This is a genomic window from Micromonospora sp. NPDC048947, from assembly GCF_040649495.1.
GTDB lineage: Bacteria > Actinomycetota > Actinomycetes > Mycobacteriales > Micromonosporaceae > Micromonospora > Micromonospora alfalfae.
In genome coordinates this window covers 56,205-71,841 of the sequence record NZ_JBEZFO010000027.1, presented here as the reverse complement: position 1 = coordinate 71,841, position 15,637 = coordinate 56,205, and the positions used below count along the sequence as shown (strand labels likewise).

Here is a 15,637-nt window from a genome sequence, read left to right as displayed (position 1 = left end):
CACCTCACTGCACCTTGCCGAGTACCGCCGCCCCGGCGCGCCCCGGCAGCGGATCGGTGCCGCGGTGCGTACCGCCGACGGTGGTCGGGACTGGGTCCCGGGCCACCGGCCGAGGTGGACCCGGAAGGGAGGGTTGATGAAGTTCGACTTCGCCGATCAGCAGCCGAAGTTCCTCATGCTGATGTACGGGCTGGTCGCCTTCGTGCTGGTGGTGGGAGGTCTGCTCCTGTTGCTCGACGTGGTGCCGGCCTGGTTCGCCCGTCGACGGGAGGCCCAGCTCGTCGCCGCCTCCGTGAGCGGGGCCCCGCTGCCCCGTCGGCCCAAGCAGCGGGAAGGGATCTTCGCGTTCTTCTTCCTGCTGCCGACGCTGCTGCTGCTCGTCATCGGACTGGTCGTGCCGGCCATCCGCACCGTGCTGCTCTCCCTGATGAACAGGACCAGCACGGAGTGGGTGGGGTTTGACAACTTCGCCTGGATGTTCTCCGACGACTCGATCGTCCGGGTCCTGATCAACACCCTGGTCTGGGTGCTCCTGGTCCCGCTGGTGGCGACCGGATTCGGCCTGATCTACGCCGTACTGGTGGACAAGGCCCGGTTCGAGTCGGTGGCCAAGTCACTGATCTTCCTGCCGATGGCCATCTCCTTCGTCGGCGCCAGCATCATCTGGAAGTTCGTCTACGCCTACCGTGGTGACGGCGACCAGATCGGTCTGCTCAACCAGATCGTGGTCAGCCTCGGCGGTGAGCCCAAGCAGTGGCTACTCGAATCACCACTCAACACGCTGCTGCTGGTCGTCATCATGATCTGGATCCAGGCCGGCTTCGCCATGGTGGTGCTCTCCGCCGCGATCAAGGCGATTCCCGGCGACATCGTCGAAGCCGCCCGGCTCGACGGCGTCAGCCCGTGGCAGATGTTCTGGCAGATCACCATGCCGAGCATCCGACCGGCGCTGATCGTCGTGATGGTGACCCTCACCATCGCCACCCTCAAGGTCTTCGACATCGTCCGGACCTCGACGAACGGCAACTACGACACCAGCGTGATCGCCAACGAGATGTACAACCAGGCGTTCCGGTACAGCGAGAACGGGCGGGGTTCCGCGCTCGCGGTCTTCCTCTTCATCCTGGTCATCCCGGTCGTGATCTACCAGATCCGTAACCTCCGTCAACAGCGGGAGGGCTGAGATGACCACCGCAACGCCCACCGTCGCCGCCGGCACCCAGAAGACCGACGGCACTCCGTCCACCACTGCCGGCCGAGTCCGCAAGCGCCTCAACAGCCGCACCGCGACGCTCGTCTCGATCGTCATCGCCGTGGTCTGGACCATTCCGACCTTCGGTCTGCTCGTCTCCTCCCTCCGCCCGGAGGACGAGATCAAGACCACCGGCTGGTGGACGGCCTTCACCAACCCGCAGTTCACCTTCGAGAACTACGAGCAGGTCCTGTTCGGGCGGTCGTCGTCCTCCGGGCAGCTCGCCGGTTCCTTCATCAACTCGCTGGCGATCACCATTCCGTCGGTGCTCTTCCCGCTCGCCTTCGCGTGCCTCGCCGCGTACGCGCTCGCGTGGATCAACTTCCGCGGCCGGGACTGGGTCTACATCGCGATCTTCGCGTTGCAGATCGTGCCGCTGCAGATGGCCCTGGTGCCGCTGCTCAGGTTCTTCTCCACAGGTGTCACCCTCGGCGGCGTCACACTGATGCCGGCCTGGGACCTGGTCGACGAGCAGAAGTTCGCCCAGGTGTGGTTCGCCCACACCTGCTTCGCGCTTCCGTTCGCCGTCTTCCTGCTGCACAACTTCATCTCGCAACTGCCGGGGGACCTGATGGAGGCGGCCCGGGTCGACGGGGCCACCCACCCGAAGATCTTCCGCACCATCGTGCTGCCGCTGATCACCCCGGCGCTGGCGGCGTTCGGCATCTTCCAGTTCCTCTGGGTCTGGAACGACCTGCTGGTCGCGCTCATCTTCGCCGGTGGCGGGGACGAGACCGCTCCGCTCACCGTCCGGCTCGCCGAGATGGCCGGCACCCGGGGCAACGAGTGGCAGCGCCTGACCGCCGGTGCGTTCGTCAGCATCGTCGTACCGCTCATCGTGTTCCTGTCCCTGCAGCGCTTCTTCGTGCGAGGTCTGCTCGCCGGCAGCGTCAAGGGCTGACCCGCGCGCCCGCCGCCGCCTGGCCCCTCGGGCGGCGGCGGGCGCTCCGGGCACCGAGCGGGGGAAACCGTGACGAGGATCGATGATGTGGCCCGGCTGGCCGGAGTGTCCACGGCCACCGTCTCGCGGGCGCTGCGCGGACTACCGACGGTCTCGGCCGCCACCCGGCGCCGGGTACTCGCCGCCGCCGAGCAACTCGACTACGAGGTCTCGCCGAGCGCGTCCCGGCTCGCCGGCGGCCGGACCGGCACTGTCGCCGTGGTGGTCCCCCGGATCACCCGCTGGTTCTTCAGCACCGTCGTCGAGGCGGTCGAGGAGTACCTCCACCAGTCCGGCTACGACCTGCTGCTCTACAACCTTGGCGGCCGGGAGCAGGTCCGCCAGCGGGTCCTGCGTACGGCCAACCTGCACAAGCGGGTGGACGCCATGATGCTGGTCGCCACGCCGCTGCGTCCGGCCGACCTGACCGCGCTGGCAACCCTGGAACTGCCCGGCGTCACCATCAGCTCGGGCAGCAGGGTGCCCAACTGGCCGTGCGTACGGATCGACGACGTGGCTGCCGCGCGGACCGCGACGAAGCATCTGATCGACCTCGGCCACCACCGGATCGCCCACATCTCCGGCGATCCGGACGACGAGTTGGCCTTCACCACCCACCTCGACCGACGTCGGGGTTACCAGGCGGCGCTGCGCTCCGCCGGCATACGACCCGACCCCACACTGGACATCGAGTCCACCTTCACCATCGACGGCGGCAACCGCGCCACCGCCGAGTTGCTGGCCCGCGGCGAGCCGCCGACCGCTATCGTCGCCGCCTGCGACGAGATGGCGATGGGCGCGATTTCCGCCCTGCGTGACGTCGGGCTGCGGGTGCCGCAGGACGTCAGCGTGGTCGGCATCGACAACCACGACCTGGCCGGTGTGCTCGGGCTCAGCACCGTCGCCCAGCCCGCTGCCGAGCAGGGCCGGCTGGCCGCCCAGATGTTGCTCGACCCGCTCGGGGCCCGACCGCCGGGCCCGGTCGTCAGTCAACGGGGGGCCGGTTGGGACACTCCGGTGGTCCTGCCCACCCGGTTGGTGGTCCGGGATTCGACAGCACCGCCCCGGGCACACTGAAATTCCACACACCGCAACACGGGAGACGACCCTGAACACCGACCCGACGCAGCAGACCTCCTCAGGTCAACCGGCCACCGGCTGGTGGACCGAGGCCGCCATCTACCAGATCTACCCCCGCTCGTTCGCCGACTCGGACGGGGACGGGATCGGTGACCTGCCCGGCATCACCGCCCGCCTCGACCACCTGGTCGAGTTGGGCGTGGACGCGGTGTGGCTCTCCCCCTTCTACCCCTCGCCGCAGGCCGACGCCGGCTACGACGTGGCCGACTACCGCGACATCGACCCGCTGTTCGGCACCCTCGCCGACGCGGACAAGCTGATCGCCGAGGCCCGCTCCCGCAACCTGCGGGTGATCGTCGACCTGGTCCCGAACCACACCTCCTCGGCGCATCGCTGGTTCCAGGCCGCGCTGCCGGCCGCTCCCGGCAGCCCGGAACGGTCCCGGTACATCTTCCGGGACGGCCGCGGTCCGGCCGGCGACCAGCCGCCGAACGACTGGCAGAGCGTCTTCGGTGGTCCAGCCTGGACCCGGACTGTCGACGCCGACGGACAGCCCGGCCAGTGGTACCTGCACCTGTTCGACACCGGGCAGCCGGACCTCAACTGGGACAACCCGGAGGTGCACGCGGAGTTCCTGGACGTGCTGCGCTTCTGGTTGGACCGCGGCGTGGACGGCTTCCGGGTCGACGTGGCGCACGGCCTCATCAAGCAGGCCGACCTTGCCGACTGGCAGGAGCCGCAGGAGATCCTCTCCGGCAACGAGATCGACAAGCCCCGCCCACCGATGTGGGACCAGGACGGCGTGCACGAGATCTACCGGCAGTGGCGGCAGGTGTTGGACAGCTACCCCGGTGAGCGGGTGCTGGTCGCCGAGGCCTGGGTGGAACCGGCCGAGCGGCTGGCCCGCTACGTCCGCCCGGACGAGATGCACCAGGCGTTCAACTTCGAGTACCTGCTCGCCGCGTGGAGCGCACCGGCCCAGTACGCGGTGATCACCCGTTCGTTGGAGGCGACCGACTCGGTCGGCGCGCCGACCACCTGGGTGCTGTCCAACCACGACGTGGTGCGGCACGCCTCCCGGCTCGGCCTGCCGGTCGGCACCGTACGCCCCAACGGCATCGGCATCGGCGACCCGCAGCCGGACGCCGCGCTCGGTCTGCGCCGGGCCCGGGCGGCCACCCTGCTGATGCTGGCGCTGCCCGGCTCTGCGTACCTCTACCAGGGTGAGGAGCTGGGGCTGCCCGAGCACACCACACTGCCCGACGAGGCCCGGCAGGACCCGACCTGGGCGCGCAGTGGGCACACCCAGCGCGGCCGGGACGGCTGCCGGGTGCCAATCCCGTGGGAAGCCGACGCGCCGTCGTACGGCTTCGGGCCGACCGACGCGAGCTGGTTGCCGCAGCCCGCGCTCTGGGCGGAGTACGCGCTGGACCGCCAGCGCGACGTGCCCGGTTCGACGTACGAGCTGTACCGCACGGCGTTGCGGTTGCGGCGTGCCCACGGGCTGGGTCGCGGCACCCTGGAGTGGTTGTCCTCCGGCGACGAGGTGCTGAGCTTCCGCAACGGTGAGCTGACCGTGCTGACCAACTTCGGTGCCGCCCCGGTTCCGGTGCCGGCCGGCACCGAGGTGCTCGCCGCCAGCGCGCCACTGGACGACGACGGCGCGGTCCCGGCCGACGTGACCGTCTGGCTGCGAGGCTGATACCGCGCCGCCCCAGCCTGGTCGATCATGGAGTTGTGGTGGGTGACAAGACACCCGAAAGATGCCGAACCCGGCACCACAACTCCATGATCGACGGGGCAGGCGCCCGGAGGGCTGGGCGCGAGCGCACGGGGTCAGAGGCGGTCGGCCCGGGTGTGCAGCAGGTCGTGCACGTTGTCGATGTCCGCCGGTGAGGTCCGCGAGGCGAGCCAGTACATGACACCGGTCGGGATGAAGAAGAGCTGGAACACGGCCAGCCCGACGGCGAAGTTCAGCGGTGGCGGGAACGCCGCTCGCAGCGCCTGGAAGGCCACCCCGACCAGCCCGTTGCCGGCCGCGCGACCGACCCCGTTGACCAGGTTGCCCAGGCTGTAGACAGTGCCCCGGTGCTCCGGCGGGTTGACGTCGGCGATCAACGCGAACCAGTTCGGCGAGTTCGCCGACGTCAACGCGAGCGCCACGACGGCGGTGAGCAGGCTCAGCCCGACCGACGGTTCGGTGAACACACTGGCCAGTACCGCACCCACCACCGCACCGCCGCTCGCGCCGTCCGGCACCTCGATGGTCACCGGCACGAAGAACAACACCAGATAGAACGGCAGCGCGGCGAGGATGCCGATCGAGGCGACGAGCGCCCGCCCGCGCGGGGTACGCCGCTGCACGGCGTCACCGATCAGCCCACCCACGATGGACAGCACCCCACCGAGCTGGAACAGCGTGGCAAAGACGCTGCCCACCACCACCGCCGTCGACGTGGAGTAGCCCTGGGCCTCGGCCCGCTCGGCGAAGAGCACCGGCAGCCAGACCAGCGAGCCGAACGCGGCCTGCGCGGTCAGACCCTGCAGGATCAGCCACCGGTTGGTCCGCCGGGCCAGGATGCGCGGCAGGTCGGCGCGGCTGATCCGGTAGTCGTACTCGGCGCCGGCGTTCAACCTGCCGGCCAGTTCCGGCTCGCTCTGGCCACGCTGGATGTCGTACGTGAACAGGTAGGCCACCGTGGCGACCAGGCCGACGCCGGTGAGCAGCAGGAACGGTCGCCGCCAGTCGGCCGCCCCGAGCAGCCCGCCGAGGAGCGTGCCCGCCAGGGTGCCGACCCCCTGGGAGAGCCCCCAGAAGCTCATCACCAGCCCGCGCCGGGTCGGCGAGATCAGGTCGGTGACCACGGAGAAGCCCACCGAGCCGACCGCGCCGAGACCGACCGCCGCGACCAGTTGCGCGGCAAGGAACGTCAGGTAGCCGCCAGCGAGCGCGCTACCGCCGGTGCCCGCCGCCCAGAGCAGTGTGCCCACCATGAGCAGCGGTTTGCGGTTGGTGTGGTCCCCGACGTACGCCCAGCCGACCGCCGCGACCGCGCTGACCAGGAAGCTGGCCGCGGTGACCACGCCGAGCAGCCGCCCGGACACGTCGAACGCGTCGGAGATCGGGCCGTACAACGGGGGGACCAGCCCGATCGCCACGTTGTCCAGCGAGGCGAGCAGCACGAACACCACGACGCTGTACAACCGGTGCGCCGGCCCACCGCCCCGACCATGGGGGCGCAGGCTTGGCCCGCCACTGGTCACCGTCATGAACGGCAGCCAACCAGACCGCGTGAAGGAGCTCGTCACGCGGGTGGGTGCCGGTCACCGTCCACTGGCACCCACCCGCGTCGATTCCGACGGTCAGCGCCGGTCGAGCACCAACCCGCGCGCCGCGGCGTACTGGTCGCGCACTGCGGGAACGGCCGCTGCCGCGTACTCCTCGGTGCCCTCGACCGCCCAGACCGGCGGCGTGGGACCGCCCAGGGCGACCCAGGCGGCCTGCCGGGCGGCGCCGTCGGCGACGTACTCCCCCGCCGGCGGGACGACGACCGGGCAGCCGAAGACCTGCGGCGCGATCTGACGCACCGCTGCCGACCGGGCCCCGCCGCCGATCAGGATGACCCGGCGGGCGACAGCGCCCTGCGCGGTCAGCGCGTCCAGGCCGTCGGCGAGCGCGCAGAGCATGCCCTCCACGGCGGCCCGTGCCAGGTGGGCGGGGGTGGAGGTACGCAGGGTCAGGCCGTGCACAGCGCCGGTGGCGAGCGGACGGTTCGGTGTCCGCTCACCCTCCAGGTACGGCACCATGACCAGCCCGTCCGCTCCGGCTGGCGCGGCGAGCGCCAGGTCGGCCAGCTCGTCCAGGCTGACGCCGAGCATCGCGGCGGCGGCGTCCAGCACCCGGGCGGCGTTGAGCGTGGCAACCAGCGGCAGGAACCGACCGGACGCGTCGGCGAAGCCCGCCACGGCGCCGCTCTCGTCTGCTGCGGGAACGTCCGCGACGCTGAACACGGTGCCGGAGGTGCCGATCGAGACGATCACGTCACCCGGCCCGGCGCCGACGCCGAGTGCGGCGGCGGCGTTGTCCCCGGTGCCCGCGCCGAGCAGGGCGCCACCCGACCCACCCAGGTCGTCGGCAAGCTTGCCCGCCGACTCCGCCGGGCCGAGCACCTCGGGCACCACCAGCTGTCGGCCGAAGCCCCGCTCCAGCAGGTCCAGTCGGTAGTCACCGGTGGCCGGCGACCAGTAGCTGGTGCCGCTGGCGTCGCCCCGGTCGGTACGCAGCGCGCCCAACCCCGGCGCGCCGGCCAGCCGCCAGGTCAGCCAGTCGTGTGGCAGACAGACGGCGGCCACCCGGGCGGCCAGCTCCGGTTCGTGCGTCGCCAGCCACCGCAGTTTGGTCAGGGTGAAGCTGGCCACCGGGACGCTGCCGGTGGCCTCGGCCCAGAACCGCCGCCCGGCCGAGCCGCCGCCGGCCTCCTCGATGAGGTCGGCGGCGGCGTCGGCGGATCGAGTGTCGTTCCACAGCAGCGCCGGGCGGACCACCCGGCCGTCCTCGTCGAGACACACCATGCCGTGCTGCTGGCCGGCGACGGAGATCGCCGCCACGTCGGCCAACCCGCCGGCCTGGTCGGCGGCGCTACGCAGCGCCTGCCACCAGGCTTCCGGGTCGACCTCCGTGCCGTCCGGGTGCGGTGCCCGGCCCTGCCGGAGCAGGGCCCCGGTCTCCGCGTCCCGGATCACCACCTTGCAGGACTGGGTGGACGAGTCAACGCCTGCGACCAACGGCATGGCGGGGCCTCAGCGGGCGCCGAGCAGGTGCTCGACGGCGAGCTGGTTGAGCCGGACGAAGGCGAAGCCTCGGGCGGCCACCGCGTCGACGTCGACATCCTCGAACGCGGAACGATCGGCCAGGAACTCCTCGTAGCCCTCGCCGTCGCCGAGCGTCGGCGTGCTCAGCTCGCCGACCTTGCTGGCAGCGAGCGCCTCGATCACCTCGGGGTCGGCGCGGAACGCGGCCGCACGCTCCTTGAGCAGCAGGTAGGTGCTCATGTTGGCCGCCGCGGAGGCCCACACCCCTTCCATGTCCTCGGTGCGGGAGGGCTTGTAGTCGAAGTGCCGCGGCCCGTCGTAGGCCGGCCCGCCGTTGGGGCCGCCGTTCTCCAGGAGATCCACCAGGGCGAAAGCGTTCATCAGGTCACCGTGGCCGAAGACCAGGTCCTGGTCGTACTTGATGCCGCGCTGGCCGTTGAGGTCCAGGTGGAACAGCTTGCCCTGCCAGAGCGCCTGGGCGATGCCGTGGGCGTAGTTGAGCCCGGCCATCTGCTCGTGGCCGACCTCCGGGTTGAGGCCGACCAGCTCGGGGTGGGCCAGCTGGGAGATGAAGCCGAGCGCGTGCCCGATGGTGGGCAGCAGGATGTCGCCGCGCGGCTCGTTCGGCTTGGGCTCCAGGGCGAACCGCAGGTTGTAGCCCTTGTCGATGGAGTACTGGGTGAGCAGGTCCACCGCCTCGCGGTAGCGGTCCAGGGCGGCGCGGACGTCCTTTGCGAGGTCGTACTCGGAGCCCTCGCGGCCACCCCACATGACGAACGTGCTGGCACCCAGCTCGGCGGCCAGGTCGACCTGGCGCAGCACCTTGCGCAGCGCGTACCGGCGGACGTCGCGGTCGTTGCTGGTGAAGCCGCCGTCCTTGAAGATCGGGTGGGTGAAGAGGTTGGTGGTGACCATGGGCACCACCAGGCCGGTCTCGTCGAGGGCCTTGCGGAACCGGGCGATGTGCTGGTCACGGGTGGCCGCGTCGACGCCGAACGGGATCAGGTCGTCGTCGTGGAAGGTGATGCCGTACGCGCCCAGCTCGGCGAGCCGGTGCACTGCCTCGACCGCGTCGAGCTCTGGACGGGTGGCGTCACCGAACGGGTCGCGGGCCTGCCAGCCCACGGTCCAGAGCCCGAAGGAGAACTTGTCGGCGGGGGTGGGACGGGGTGCCATGAGCGACCTCCGGGGTGGTGTTGTCCGCTATTTGTTCAGCGATTGAATTATTTGCCCACCCTATGGCACTGTCAAGGGGTGAGCCTCACCCACGCCCCGGCCGGCGCAGTCCGTCAGGGCAGCCTGCGCGAGCTCAACCTCGCCCTGGTCCTCGGCCGGATCGCCACGGCCGACCGACCGCCCTCCCGGGCCGACCTGGCGACCGCGACCGGCCTGACCAGAGCCACGGTGTCCGCTGTCGTCGAGGACCTGCTCGCCGGCCGACTCGTCAGTGAGTCCGACCCCGCACCCCGCTCGGGTGCCGGCCGCCCGGCGCGCGGGCTGGTCCTGGCCGATCAGGGGCCGGCCGGGCTCGGCCTGGAGGTCAACGTGGACTACCTGGCAGTCTGCGTGGTGGACCTCGTCGGCCAGGTCCGGCACCGCACCGTGCACCGGGCCGATCTGCGCCCGGTGGCTCCCGCCGACGCACTGGCCCGCCTGGTCGAGATGGCCGGGGCAGCCCGCGAGGACGCCGCCCGGCGTGGCCTCACCCTGGTCGGGGCCGCGCTCGCGGTGCCCGGCCTGGTGGACGACGCCGGGCTGGTCCGGCTCGCGCCGAACCTCGGCTGGCGTGACGTGCCGGTGCCCGCGCTGCTCGCCGAGCACCCTCCGCTGATCGAGCAGGTGCCCGGCGTCCCCGCACTGGTGGTGGACAACGAGGCCAACCTCGCCGCGCTCGGCGAGCTGCACTCTCAACCACCCGGCCCGTCCAGCTTCCTGCACATCTCCGGAGAGGTGGGCATCGGCGCCGGCATCGTGCTGGACGGCGCGCTGTTTCGTGGCGTACGCGGGTGGAGCGGCGAGATCGGGCACCTTCCGGTGCGCCCCGACGGCCGTCCGTGCCGCTGCGGCGGGCAGGGCTGCCTGGAGCAGTACGCAGGCCAGGAGGCGATCGTGGCCGCCGCCGGGCTCGTCCGGGCGGAGCTTCCCGCAGACACCGCCACGGCCCGGTTGGCCGAGTTGGCCGAGGCCGGCGACGCCGACGCGCTGCGGGCGCTGCACGACGCCGGAACGGCGCTCGGCGTCGCGGTGGCCAGCGTCGTCAACCTGCTCGACCTGGACACCGTCGTGCTCGGTGGCGGTTACGCGGCGCTCGCGCCCTGGCTGTGCCCTCCGGTCCTCGCCGAGATCGGTGCCCGGGTGCTCACCGCGGCCTGGTCGCCGGTCACGGTCCGCCCGTCGACGCTCGGCGCGGAGGCCGCCGCGGTAGGCGCGGCCGGCTCGGTGGCCCGTCGGATCGTCGCCCAGCCTGCCGGCTGGCTTGCCCGCTCCGGCTGATCGCCACTCCACGCCGTGCGGCGCCGTCGGGGGGAGTCGGTATCCTTGCCCTCAGGCAACGATCCCCGGTGAGGAGTCGAGAAGCAGCATGCGCACACGTCGTCAGACGCGAGCCGGCGTCCGGCGGTGACCACGACCCAGCAACCCGGCGGCGCGTCGTTGCCGGCCGACGAACTGCTGGCCCGGGAGCTGCTCGACGGGCTCGCCGAGGCCGTGCTGACAACGGACGGCACCGGTCGGGTCACACTGGTCAACGCCATGGCGGCCGAGCTGATCCCGGAGATCGACGCCGGCACCGAGCTGGCCGGTTGCTCGGTGACAGCCCTGGCCCGGGCTGTCGCCAGCGGCGCCGACCGCTTCGAGGCCGACCATCACGGCCGGCGACTGCGCGGCGTCCGACGGCAACTCGCCGGCCCCCGGTGGGCCTGGTATGTCCGCGACGTCACCGAGGAGCACGCCCGCGCCGCCGCCCTGCTCGCCGAACGCTCCCGCACCGCGTTCCTCGCCCAGGCCGGCAGTCGGCTGGCGCTGGCCCTGCACCGGGACCAGGTCCTCCTGGCCACCACCACGCTCGCCGTTCCCTACCTGGCCGACGTCGCCGTGGCGCTACCCCGGCCGACAGCGCCGACCGAACCGCACCCCCGATGGATCCGGTACGCCGACGGCGAACCCGCCCCGGTCACCGGGCTGGTAAGCCCCGCGCTGGCCAGCCCGGTGACCGTGCTGGCCGAAGCGCTGGCCGACGACCGGGCCGAGCCGGGCCCCTGGCCGGAGGCCGCGCTCACCGACCTGGCCGACCTGCTGCCGACCGAGTTCGGCCCCCCGGGCACGGTGCTGGCCAGCCCGCTGCTCAGCGCCAGCGGGTCGGCCGGTGCGCTGCTGCTCATCCGTCGTCCCGGGCGGCCCGGCTTCGACCCGCGCGACGTGGAGCTGGCCCGGGAGTTCGCCGCCCGCGCGGGTGCCGCACTGGCCACCGCCGACCTGCACGGCGAGCAGGCCCACCTGGCCCAGGTGCTGCAAACCAGTCTGCTCCCGCCCGAGCTGCCCGTCGTGCCCGGAGTGAGCATGGCCGGCGGCTACCGGGCAGCGGGCGACACCCTACGCATCGGCGGCGACTTCTACGAGGTGTTCCCGCACCCGCGCGGCGCCCTGTTCGCGCTCGGCGACGTCTGCGGCAAGGGCGTGGGCGCGGCGGTGCTGACCGGCCGGGTCCGCCAGTCGTTGCAGACGCTGCGGTTCGTCGAGCAACGCCCGCTGGAGCTGATCCACCTGCTCAACCAGGCGCTGTTCGACGCGCCGGACGCGGCACGGCGCAACCAGTTCACAACTGTGCTGCTCGGTTCGGTGGACCGAGGGCCGGCCGGGCTGGACGTTCGGATCGCCGGCGGGGGGCACCCGGCACCACTGCTGGTCACCGCCGACGGCACTGTCACCCCGGTCCCGGTCGGTGGCATGCCGGTGGGGGCGCTGACAGCCGCACGGTTCGCCGAGACCCGGGTGCACCTCGACCCGGGCGATCTGCTGCTCGCGTACACCGACGGGGTGACCGAGGCGCGCGGCTCGCGCGACGCGGCGATGTTCGGCGAAACCCGGCTGCGGGCCGCGCTCGCGTCGGCGGCCGGGCGACCACCGGCGGCGCTGATCGACCGGGTGCTCCGCGCTGTCGACGACTGGCTGGGCGGGCAGGCCCACGACGACGTCGCCATGCTGGCCGTGGGCGCGTCCGCGCCGGCATGACCGACGGGCGGCGGCTCGGCCGACTTGATCAGGCGGTACGCGCCACCGGCGGCTCGCCGGCCGGCCATTCCCGGGCGGCGCCTACCGATCGTTCGGGACCGCCCGACGAACCCGTCCACCCCGCTCGGGTCTGCCGGTCGGATTCGACCGACCAGTTCCCCGACCGCCCACCGGGCCGGTCGTCCGGCCAGTCCCCCTGGCCCGTCGGCTCACCCGGCGTCGGCGCGTTCTGCGCCTGCTGGCGACGGGCGGCTTCGTCGAATTCCCGCATCCCGGTCAGCAGCGCGTCGCGGCCCTCGCTGCTCATCCCGGCCAACACGGCGGCGAGTTGCGCCTGGCGGTCGGCCCGCAGCTCGGCGATGAGCCGGCGGGCCTCCGGAGTGAGATGGAGCGAGATCTCCCGCCGGTCGAAGCGGCCCGGCTCACGCTCCAGCATGCCGGCGGCGACAAGCCGGTCGCAGAGACGGCTGGCGGAGCTGAGCAGCATGTCGAGTCGGCTGGCGAGCCGACGCAGGTTGATCCCGTCGAACTGCTCCACCACCATCACCGCCCGTAACTGGGCACCGGACACTCGGCTGGCGGTCCCCTCCCGGGCGGATTCCCAGATGCCCAGCAGGGCAGCGGCCGCCACGTCCAGCGCGGCAGCCATACTCGTCTCAGGGTCCGTCGGACGGTTCAGTTCGGCCATGGTGGCCCGAGAGTACTCCGAACCCACTGGTAGTCGAGCTTTCAGCGAGGGAGTGACGATGAGCGAACCGGTCAATCGGGCACGACGTGCCCTGAACGAGACACCAGCGGACCGGCTCGTCGGTGGCATCGGGGACGTGCTCGCCCAGTCGTACGGGATCACCGACGTCGAGCTCTATCAGGTCGACTACCGACTCGCGGAGCTCCTGCCACTCACCGACGGTGACTCGATCACGAGCCCCGGGCACCCGGCCTGGCGTGCCTTCGACCACCAGTCGCCGATACTGATCGACGGCACCGCCTGGTTCCCGGTCACCATGCGTGGCGAGCGTCGAGGTGTGCTGTGCCTCTCGCCCGTTCCGGACGACCGGGAGGTCGTCGCCGACCTGGCCGACATCGCCACCGCGCTCGCCCACGAGGTGGCGGCGGTCTCCGCCGGCACCGACGTCTATCGGGCGGCCCGACGCACCCAACGCCTCACCCTGGCCGCCGAGATGCAGTGGGACCTGCTCCCCGGCCGCAGCCGGATCCGCCCCTCGTTCAGCCTGGCCGGGCAGTTGGAGCCGGCGTACGCGGTGCGCGGCGACAGCTTCGACTGGTCCGACGACGGGGAACGGCTCTGGTTGTCCACCATCAACGGCACCGGTGAGGGCGTGGCCGCCTCCCTGCTCACCTCGCTGGCCACCCACGCGCTGCGCAACGCGCGTCGGGCCGGGCTGGGCCTGGCCGACCAGGCCGCCCTCGCCGATCAGGCCATCTACGACCTCTACCGGGGCGAACAGCACCTCTCCGCGTTGCTGATGGAGCTGGACCTGCGCTCCGGGATGATGACAGTGGTGGACGCCGGTTCGCCCCGGCTGGTCCTGCTCCGCGACGGCGACGTCGCCGAGCAACCGCTGGAGGCGCAGTTCCCGCTGGGCATGTTCGAGGCGACCGACTACCACGAGCAGAAGTTCCCGCTGGAGCACGGCGACCGGGTCTTCGTTGTCAGCGACGGGGTGGTGGAGGCCACCGGTCAGCACGTGCGCTACGGCGAGACGGCACTGGACCGGTTCCTGCGGCGGACCGGGCCGATGGCACCCCTGGACGCCGTCCGGTCGCTGATCGGTGATCTGCGCGCGTTCGTGGCCGGTGACCTGGTCGACGACGCGGTGGTCGTCTGCCTGGATTGGACCGGCCCCCAGGCGTGAGCGGTGGTCAGTAGGCGCCGCGGCCGTTGAGCACCGCGCCGAAGGTCTTCCAGAGGATGGTGAGGTCGGCGGCGAGGGACCAGTTCTCCACGTAGTAGAGGTCGAGCCGGATGCCGTCCTCCCAGCTCAGGTCGGAGCGGCCACTGACCTGCCACAGGCCGGTCATGCCGGGCTTGACCAGCAGCCGCCGGGCCACGTCGCCGTCGTAGCGGGCCACCTCCGAGGGCAGCGGCGGGCGGGGCCCGACCAGGCTCATCTGCCCCAGCAGCACGTTGACCAGCTGCGGCAGCTCGTCCAGTGACCATTTGCGCAGCAGCCGGCCGACGCGGGTGACCCGGGGGTCGTGGCGCATCTTGAACATCAGGCCGTCGGTCTCGTTGCGCGCTGTCAGCTCGGCCAACAGCGCGTCCGCGTTCACCACCATGGTGCGGAACTTGAACACGCCGAACTCCTGCCCGCCCCGGCCGACCCGGACCTGTCGGAACAGCACCGGGCCCCGGCTGTCCAGTTTGATGGCCAGCGCGATGAACGCGATCAGCGGCAACAGCACCGCCAGCGCCAGCGACGAGACGGACCGGTCGACGAGACCCTTCACCAGCTTGCGGACGCCGCGGAACTCGGGCGCCTCGACGTGGATCAGCGGCAGGCCGGCGACCGGACGGGTGTGGATGCGCGGGCCGGCGACGTCGGTCAGCGCGGGTGCCACCACCAGATCGATGCCGGTCCCCTCCAACTGCCAGCCGAGGCGGCGCAGCCGGGTCGCGGTCAGCTCACCGGAGGCGGTCACCGCGACAGTGTCCGCGCCGATCGCTGTGGCGGCCTCCGGGATGCCCCGGAACGACCCCACCACCGGCACGTCACCCAGCCGCTGCGCCACCGGCGCGAGCAGCGCGTCCGGGATGCAGGCGCCCACCACCTGGTAGCCGGCGTACGGCTCACGGCGCAACGTGTGGACCAACTCCAACACGTGGGCGGTGTCACCGACCACCAGCACCTTGCGGGACCAGCCGGCGCCCAGCGAGCGGGCCCGGTGCAGCCGCTTGCGGGCGGCGAACCGCGCCACCTCCAGCCCGACGGTGCCCACCGCGAAGGAGATGCCCAGGAAGCCCCGGGAGACACCGACGTCGGCGATGTAGCCGATGATGGCGATCGCCCCGGCCAGCCGCAGGCTGGCGGAGCTGACCCGCCGGTACTCGTCCGCCCCGTAGCCGATCACCCGGTCGTCGTAGCAGCCGAGCGCCTTGAGCGAGATCAGCCAGGCCAGCACCAACCCGGGGGCGACCAGCACGTACGGGATCTCCGAGCCGGTCGGCTCGTCGTCACCGAAACGGGCGACGTACCCGATCAGCAGCGCGATGATGAGGATGGTGGTGTCCAGCACCACCAGAACGCGGACGTAGGACCGTTCGTCGGCGCGCGCCACAAACCCGGCGCGTCGACCGTCCG

General features: G+C 71.9%; 12 protein-coding genes. 7 read left to right on the top strand and 5 right to left on the bottom strand.

The annotated features are described in order from the left end of the window. The first annotated feature begins 136 nt into the window (after positions 1–136). The 4 genes from AB0B98_RS30060 to AB0B98_RS30045 all read left to right on the top strand — a co-directional run bounded on the left by AB0B98_RS30060 (position 137) and on the right by AB0B98_RS30045 (position 4,974). Positions 137–1,183: a sugar ABC transporter permease gene (locus tag AB0B98_RS30060; RefSeq protein WP_357366946.1), complete on the top strand. Its 1,047-nt coding sequence runs from the start codon at positions 137–139 to the stop codon at positions 1,181–1,183. 1 nt (position 1,184) lies between these two features. Next, entirely contained in the window at positions 1,185–2,153 is a 969-nt protein-coding gene (locus AB0B98_RS30055) for a carbohydrate ABC transporter permease (RefSeq protein ID WP_357366941.1), read from the top strand. 69 nt (positions 2,154–2,222) lie between these two features. Then, positions 2,223–3,269, top strand: coding sequence for a LacI family DNA-binding transcriptional regulator (locus AB0B98_RS30050; protein ID WP_357366939.1), 1,047 nt, complete (start codon positions 2,223–2,225; stop codon positions 3,267–3,269). Positions 3,270–3,300: 31 nt separating this feature from the next. Continuing rightward, complete coding sequence (locus tag AB0B98_RS30045) at positions 3,301–4,974, top strand: glycoside hydrolase family 13 protein (protein WP_357366944.1); 1,674 nt, start codon at positions 3,301–3,303, stop codon at positions 4,972–4,974. Positions 4,975–5,108: 134 nt separating this feature from the next. On the opposite strand, the gene AB0B98_RS30040 is transcribed toward AB0B98_RS30045, so the two are convergent. The 3 genes from AB0B98_RS30040 to xylA all read right to left on the bottom strand — a co-directional run bounded on the left by AB0B98_RS30040 (position 5,109) and on the right by xylA (position 9,260). Then, on the bottom strand, positions 5,109–6,542 hold the full coding sequence (locus AB0B98_RS30040) for an MFS transporter (RefSeq protein WP_357366938.1): 1,434 nt from the start codon (positions 6,540–6,542) through the stop codon (positions 5,109–5,111). Positions 6,543–6,635: 93 nt separating this feature from the next. After that, positions 6,636–8,063 (bottom strand): xylulokinase, encoded by a 1,428-nt coding sequence (gene xylB, locus AB0B98_RS30035; RefSeq protein ID WP_357366936.1) that lies wholly within the window; start codon positions 8,061–8,063, stop codon positions 6,636–6,638. Positions 8,064–8,072: 9 nt separating this feature from the next. After that, complete coding sequence (gene xylA, locus AB0B98_RS30030) at positions 8,073–9,260, bottom strand: xylose isomerase (RefSeq protein WP_238670476.1); 1,188 nt, start codon at positions 9,258–9,260, stop codon at positions 8,073–8,075. A 78-nt stretch (positions 9,261–9,338) separates the two neighbouring features. On the opposite strand from xylA, the gene AB0B98_RS30025 reads away from it, so the two are divergent. Next, on the top strand, positions 9,339–10,577 hold the full coding sequence (locus AB0B98_RS30025) for an ROK family transcriptional regulator (protein ID WP_357281885.1): 1,239 nt from the start codon (positions 9,339–9,341) through the stop codon (positions 10,575–10,577). Between the two features lie 126 nt (positions 10,578–10,703). Beyond that, positions 10,704–12,314, top strand: a complete 1,611-nt coding sequence (locus AB0B98_RS30020) for a PP2C family protein-serine/threonine phosphatase (protein WP_357366934.1) — start codon at positions 10,704–10,706, stop codon at positions 12,312–12,314. A 28-nt stretch (positions 12,315–12,342) separates the two neighbouring features. On the opposite strand, the gene AB0B98_RS30015 is transcribed toward AB0B98_RS30020, so the two are convergent. After that, positions 12,343–12,963 carry a MarR family transcriptional regulator gene (locus AB0B98_RS30015; protein ID WP_357366932.1) on the bottom strand — a complete coding sequence of 207 codons (621 nt, stop codon included), beginning with the start codon at positions 12,961–12,963 and terminating at the stop codon, positions 12,343–12,345. Between the two features lie 97 nt (positions 12,964–13,060). On the opposite strand from AB0B98_RS30015, the gene AB0B98_RS30010 reads away from it, so the two are divergent. Beyond that, positions 13,061–14,191: a PP2C family protein-serine/threonine phosphatase gene (locus AB0B98_RS30010; RefSeq protein ID WP_357366930.1), complete on the top strand. Its 1,131-nt coding sequence runs from the start codon at positions 13,061–13,063 to the stop codon at positions 14,189–14,191. Positions 14,192–14,198: 7 nt separating this feature from the next. Here the strand turns inward: AB0B98_RS30010 and AB0B98_RS30005 are convergent, their stop codons facing one another. Beyond that, entirely contained in the window at positions 14,199–15,614 is a 1,416-nt protein-coding gene (locus tag AB0B98_RS30005; RefSeq protein WP_238670583.1) for a sugar transferase, read from the bottom strand. Positions 15,615–15,637: the final 23 nt, after the last annotated feature.

Excerpts from the sequence above, each read along its gene's own strand:
- AB0B98_RS30060 (WP_357366946.1), top strand. The coding sequence starts at position 137 with ATGAAGTTCGACTTCGCCGATCAGCAGCCGAAGTTCCTCATGCTGATG.
- AB0B98_RS30055 (WP_357366941.1), top strand. The coding sequence starts at position 1,185 with ATGACCACCGCAACGCCCACCGTCGCCGCCGGCACCCAGAAGACCGAC.
- AB0B98_RS30040 (WP_357366938.1), bottom strand. The coding sequence starts at position 6,542 with ATGACGGTGACCAGTGGCGGGCCAAGCCTGCGCCCCCATGGTCGGGGC.
- xylB (WP_357366936.1), bottom strand. The coding sequence starts at position 8,063 with ATGCCGTTGGTCGCAGGCGTTGACTCGTCCACCCAGTCCTGCAAGGTG.
- xylA (WP_238670476.1), bottom strand. The coding sequence starts at position 9,260 with ATGGCACCCCGTCCCACCCCCGCCGACAAGTTCTCCTTCGGGCTCTGG.
- AB0B98_RS30015 (WP_357366932.1), bottom strand. The coding sequence starts at position 12,963 with ATGGCTGCCGCGCTGGACGTGGCGGCCGCTGCCCTGCTGGGCATCTGG.
- AB0B98_RS30010 (WP_357366930.1), top strand. The coding sequence starts at position 13,061 with ATGAGCGAACCGGTCAATCGGGCACGACGTGCCCTGAACGAGACACCA.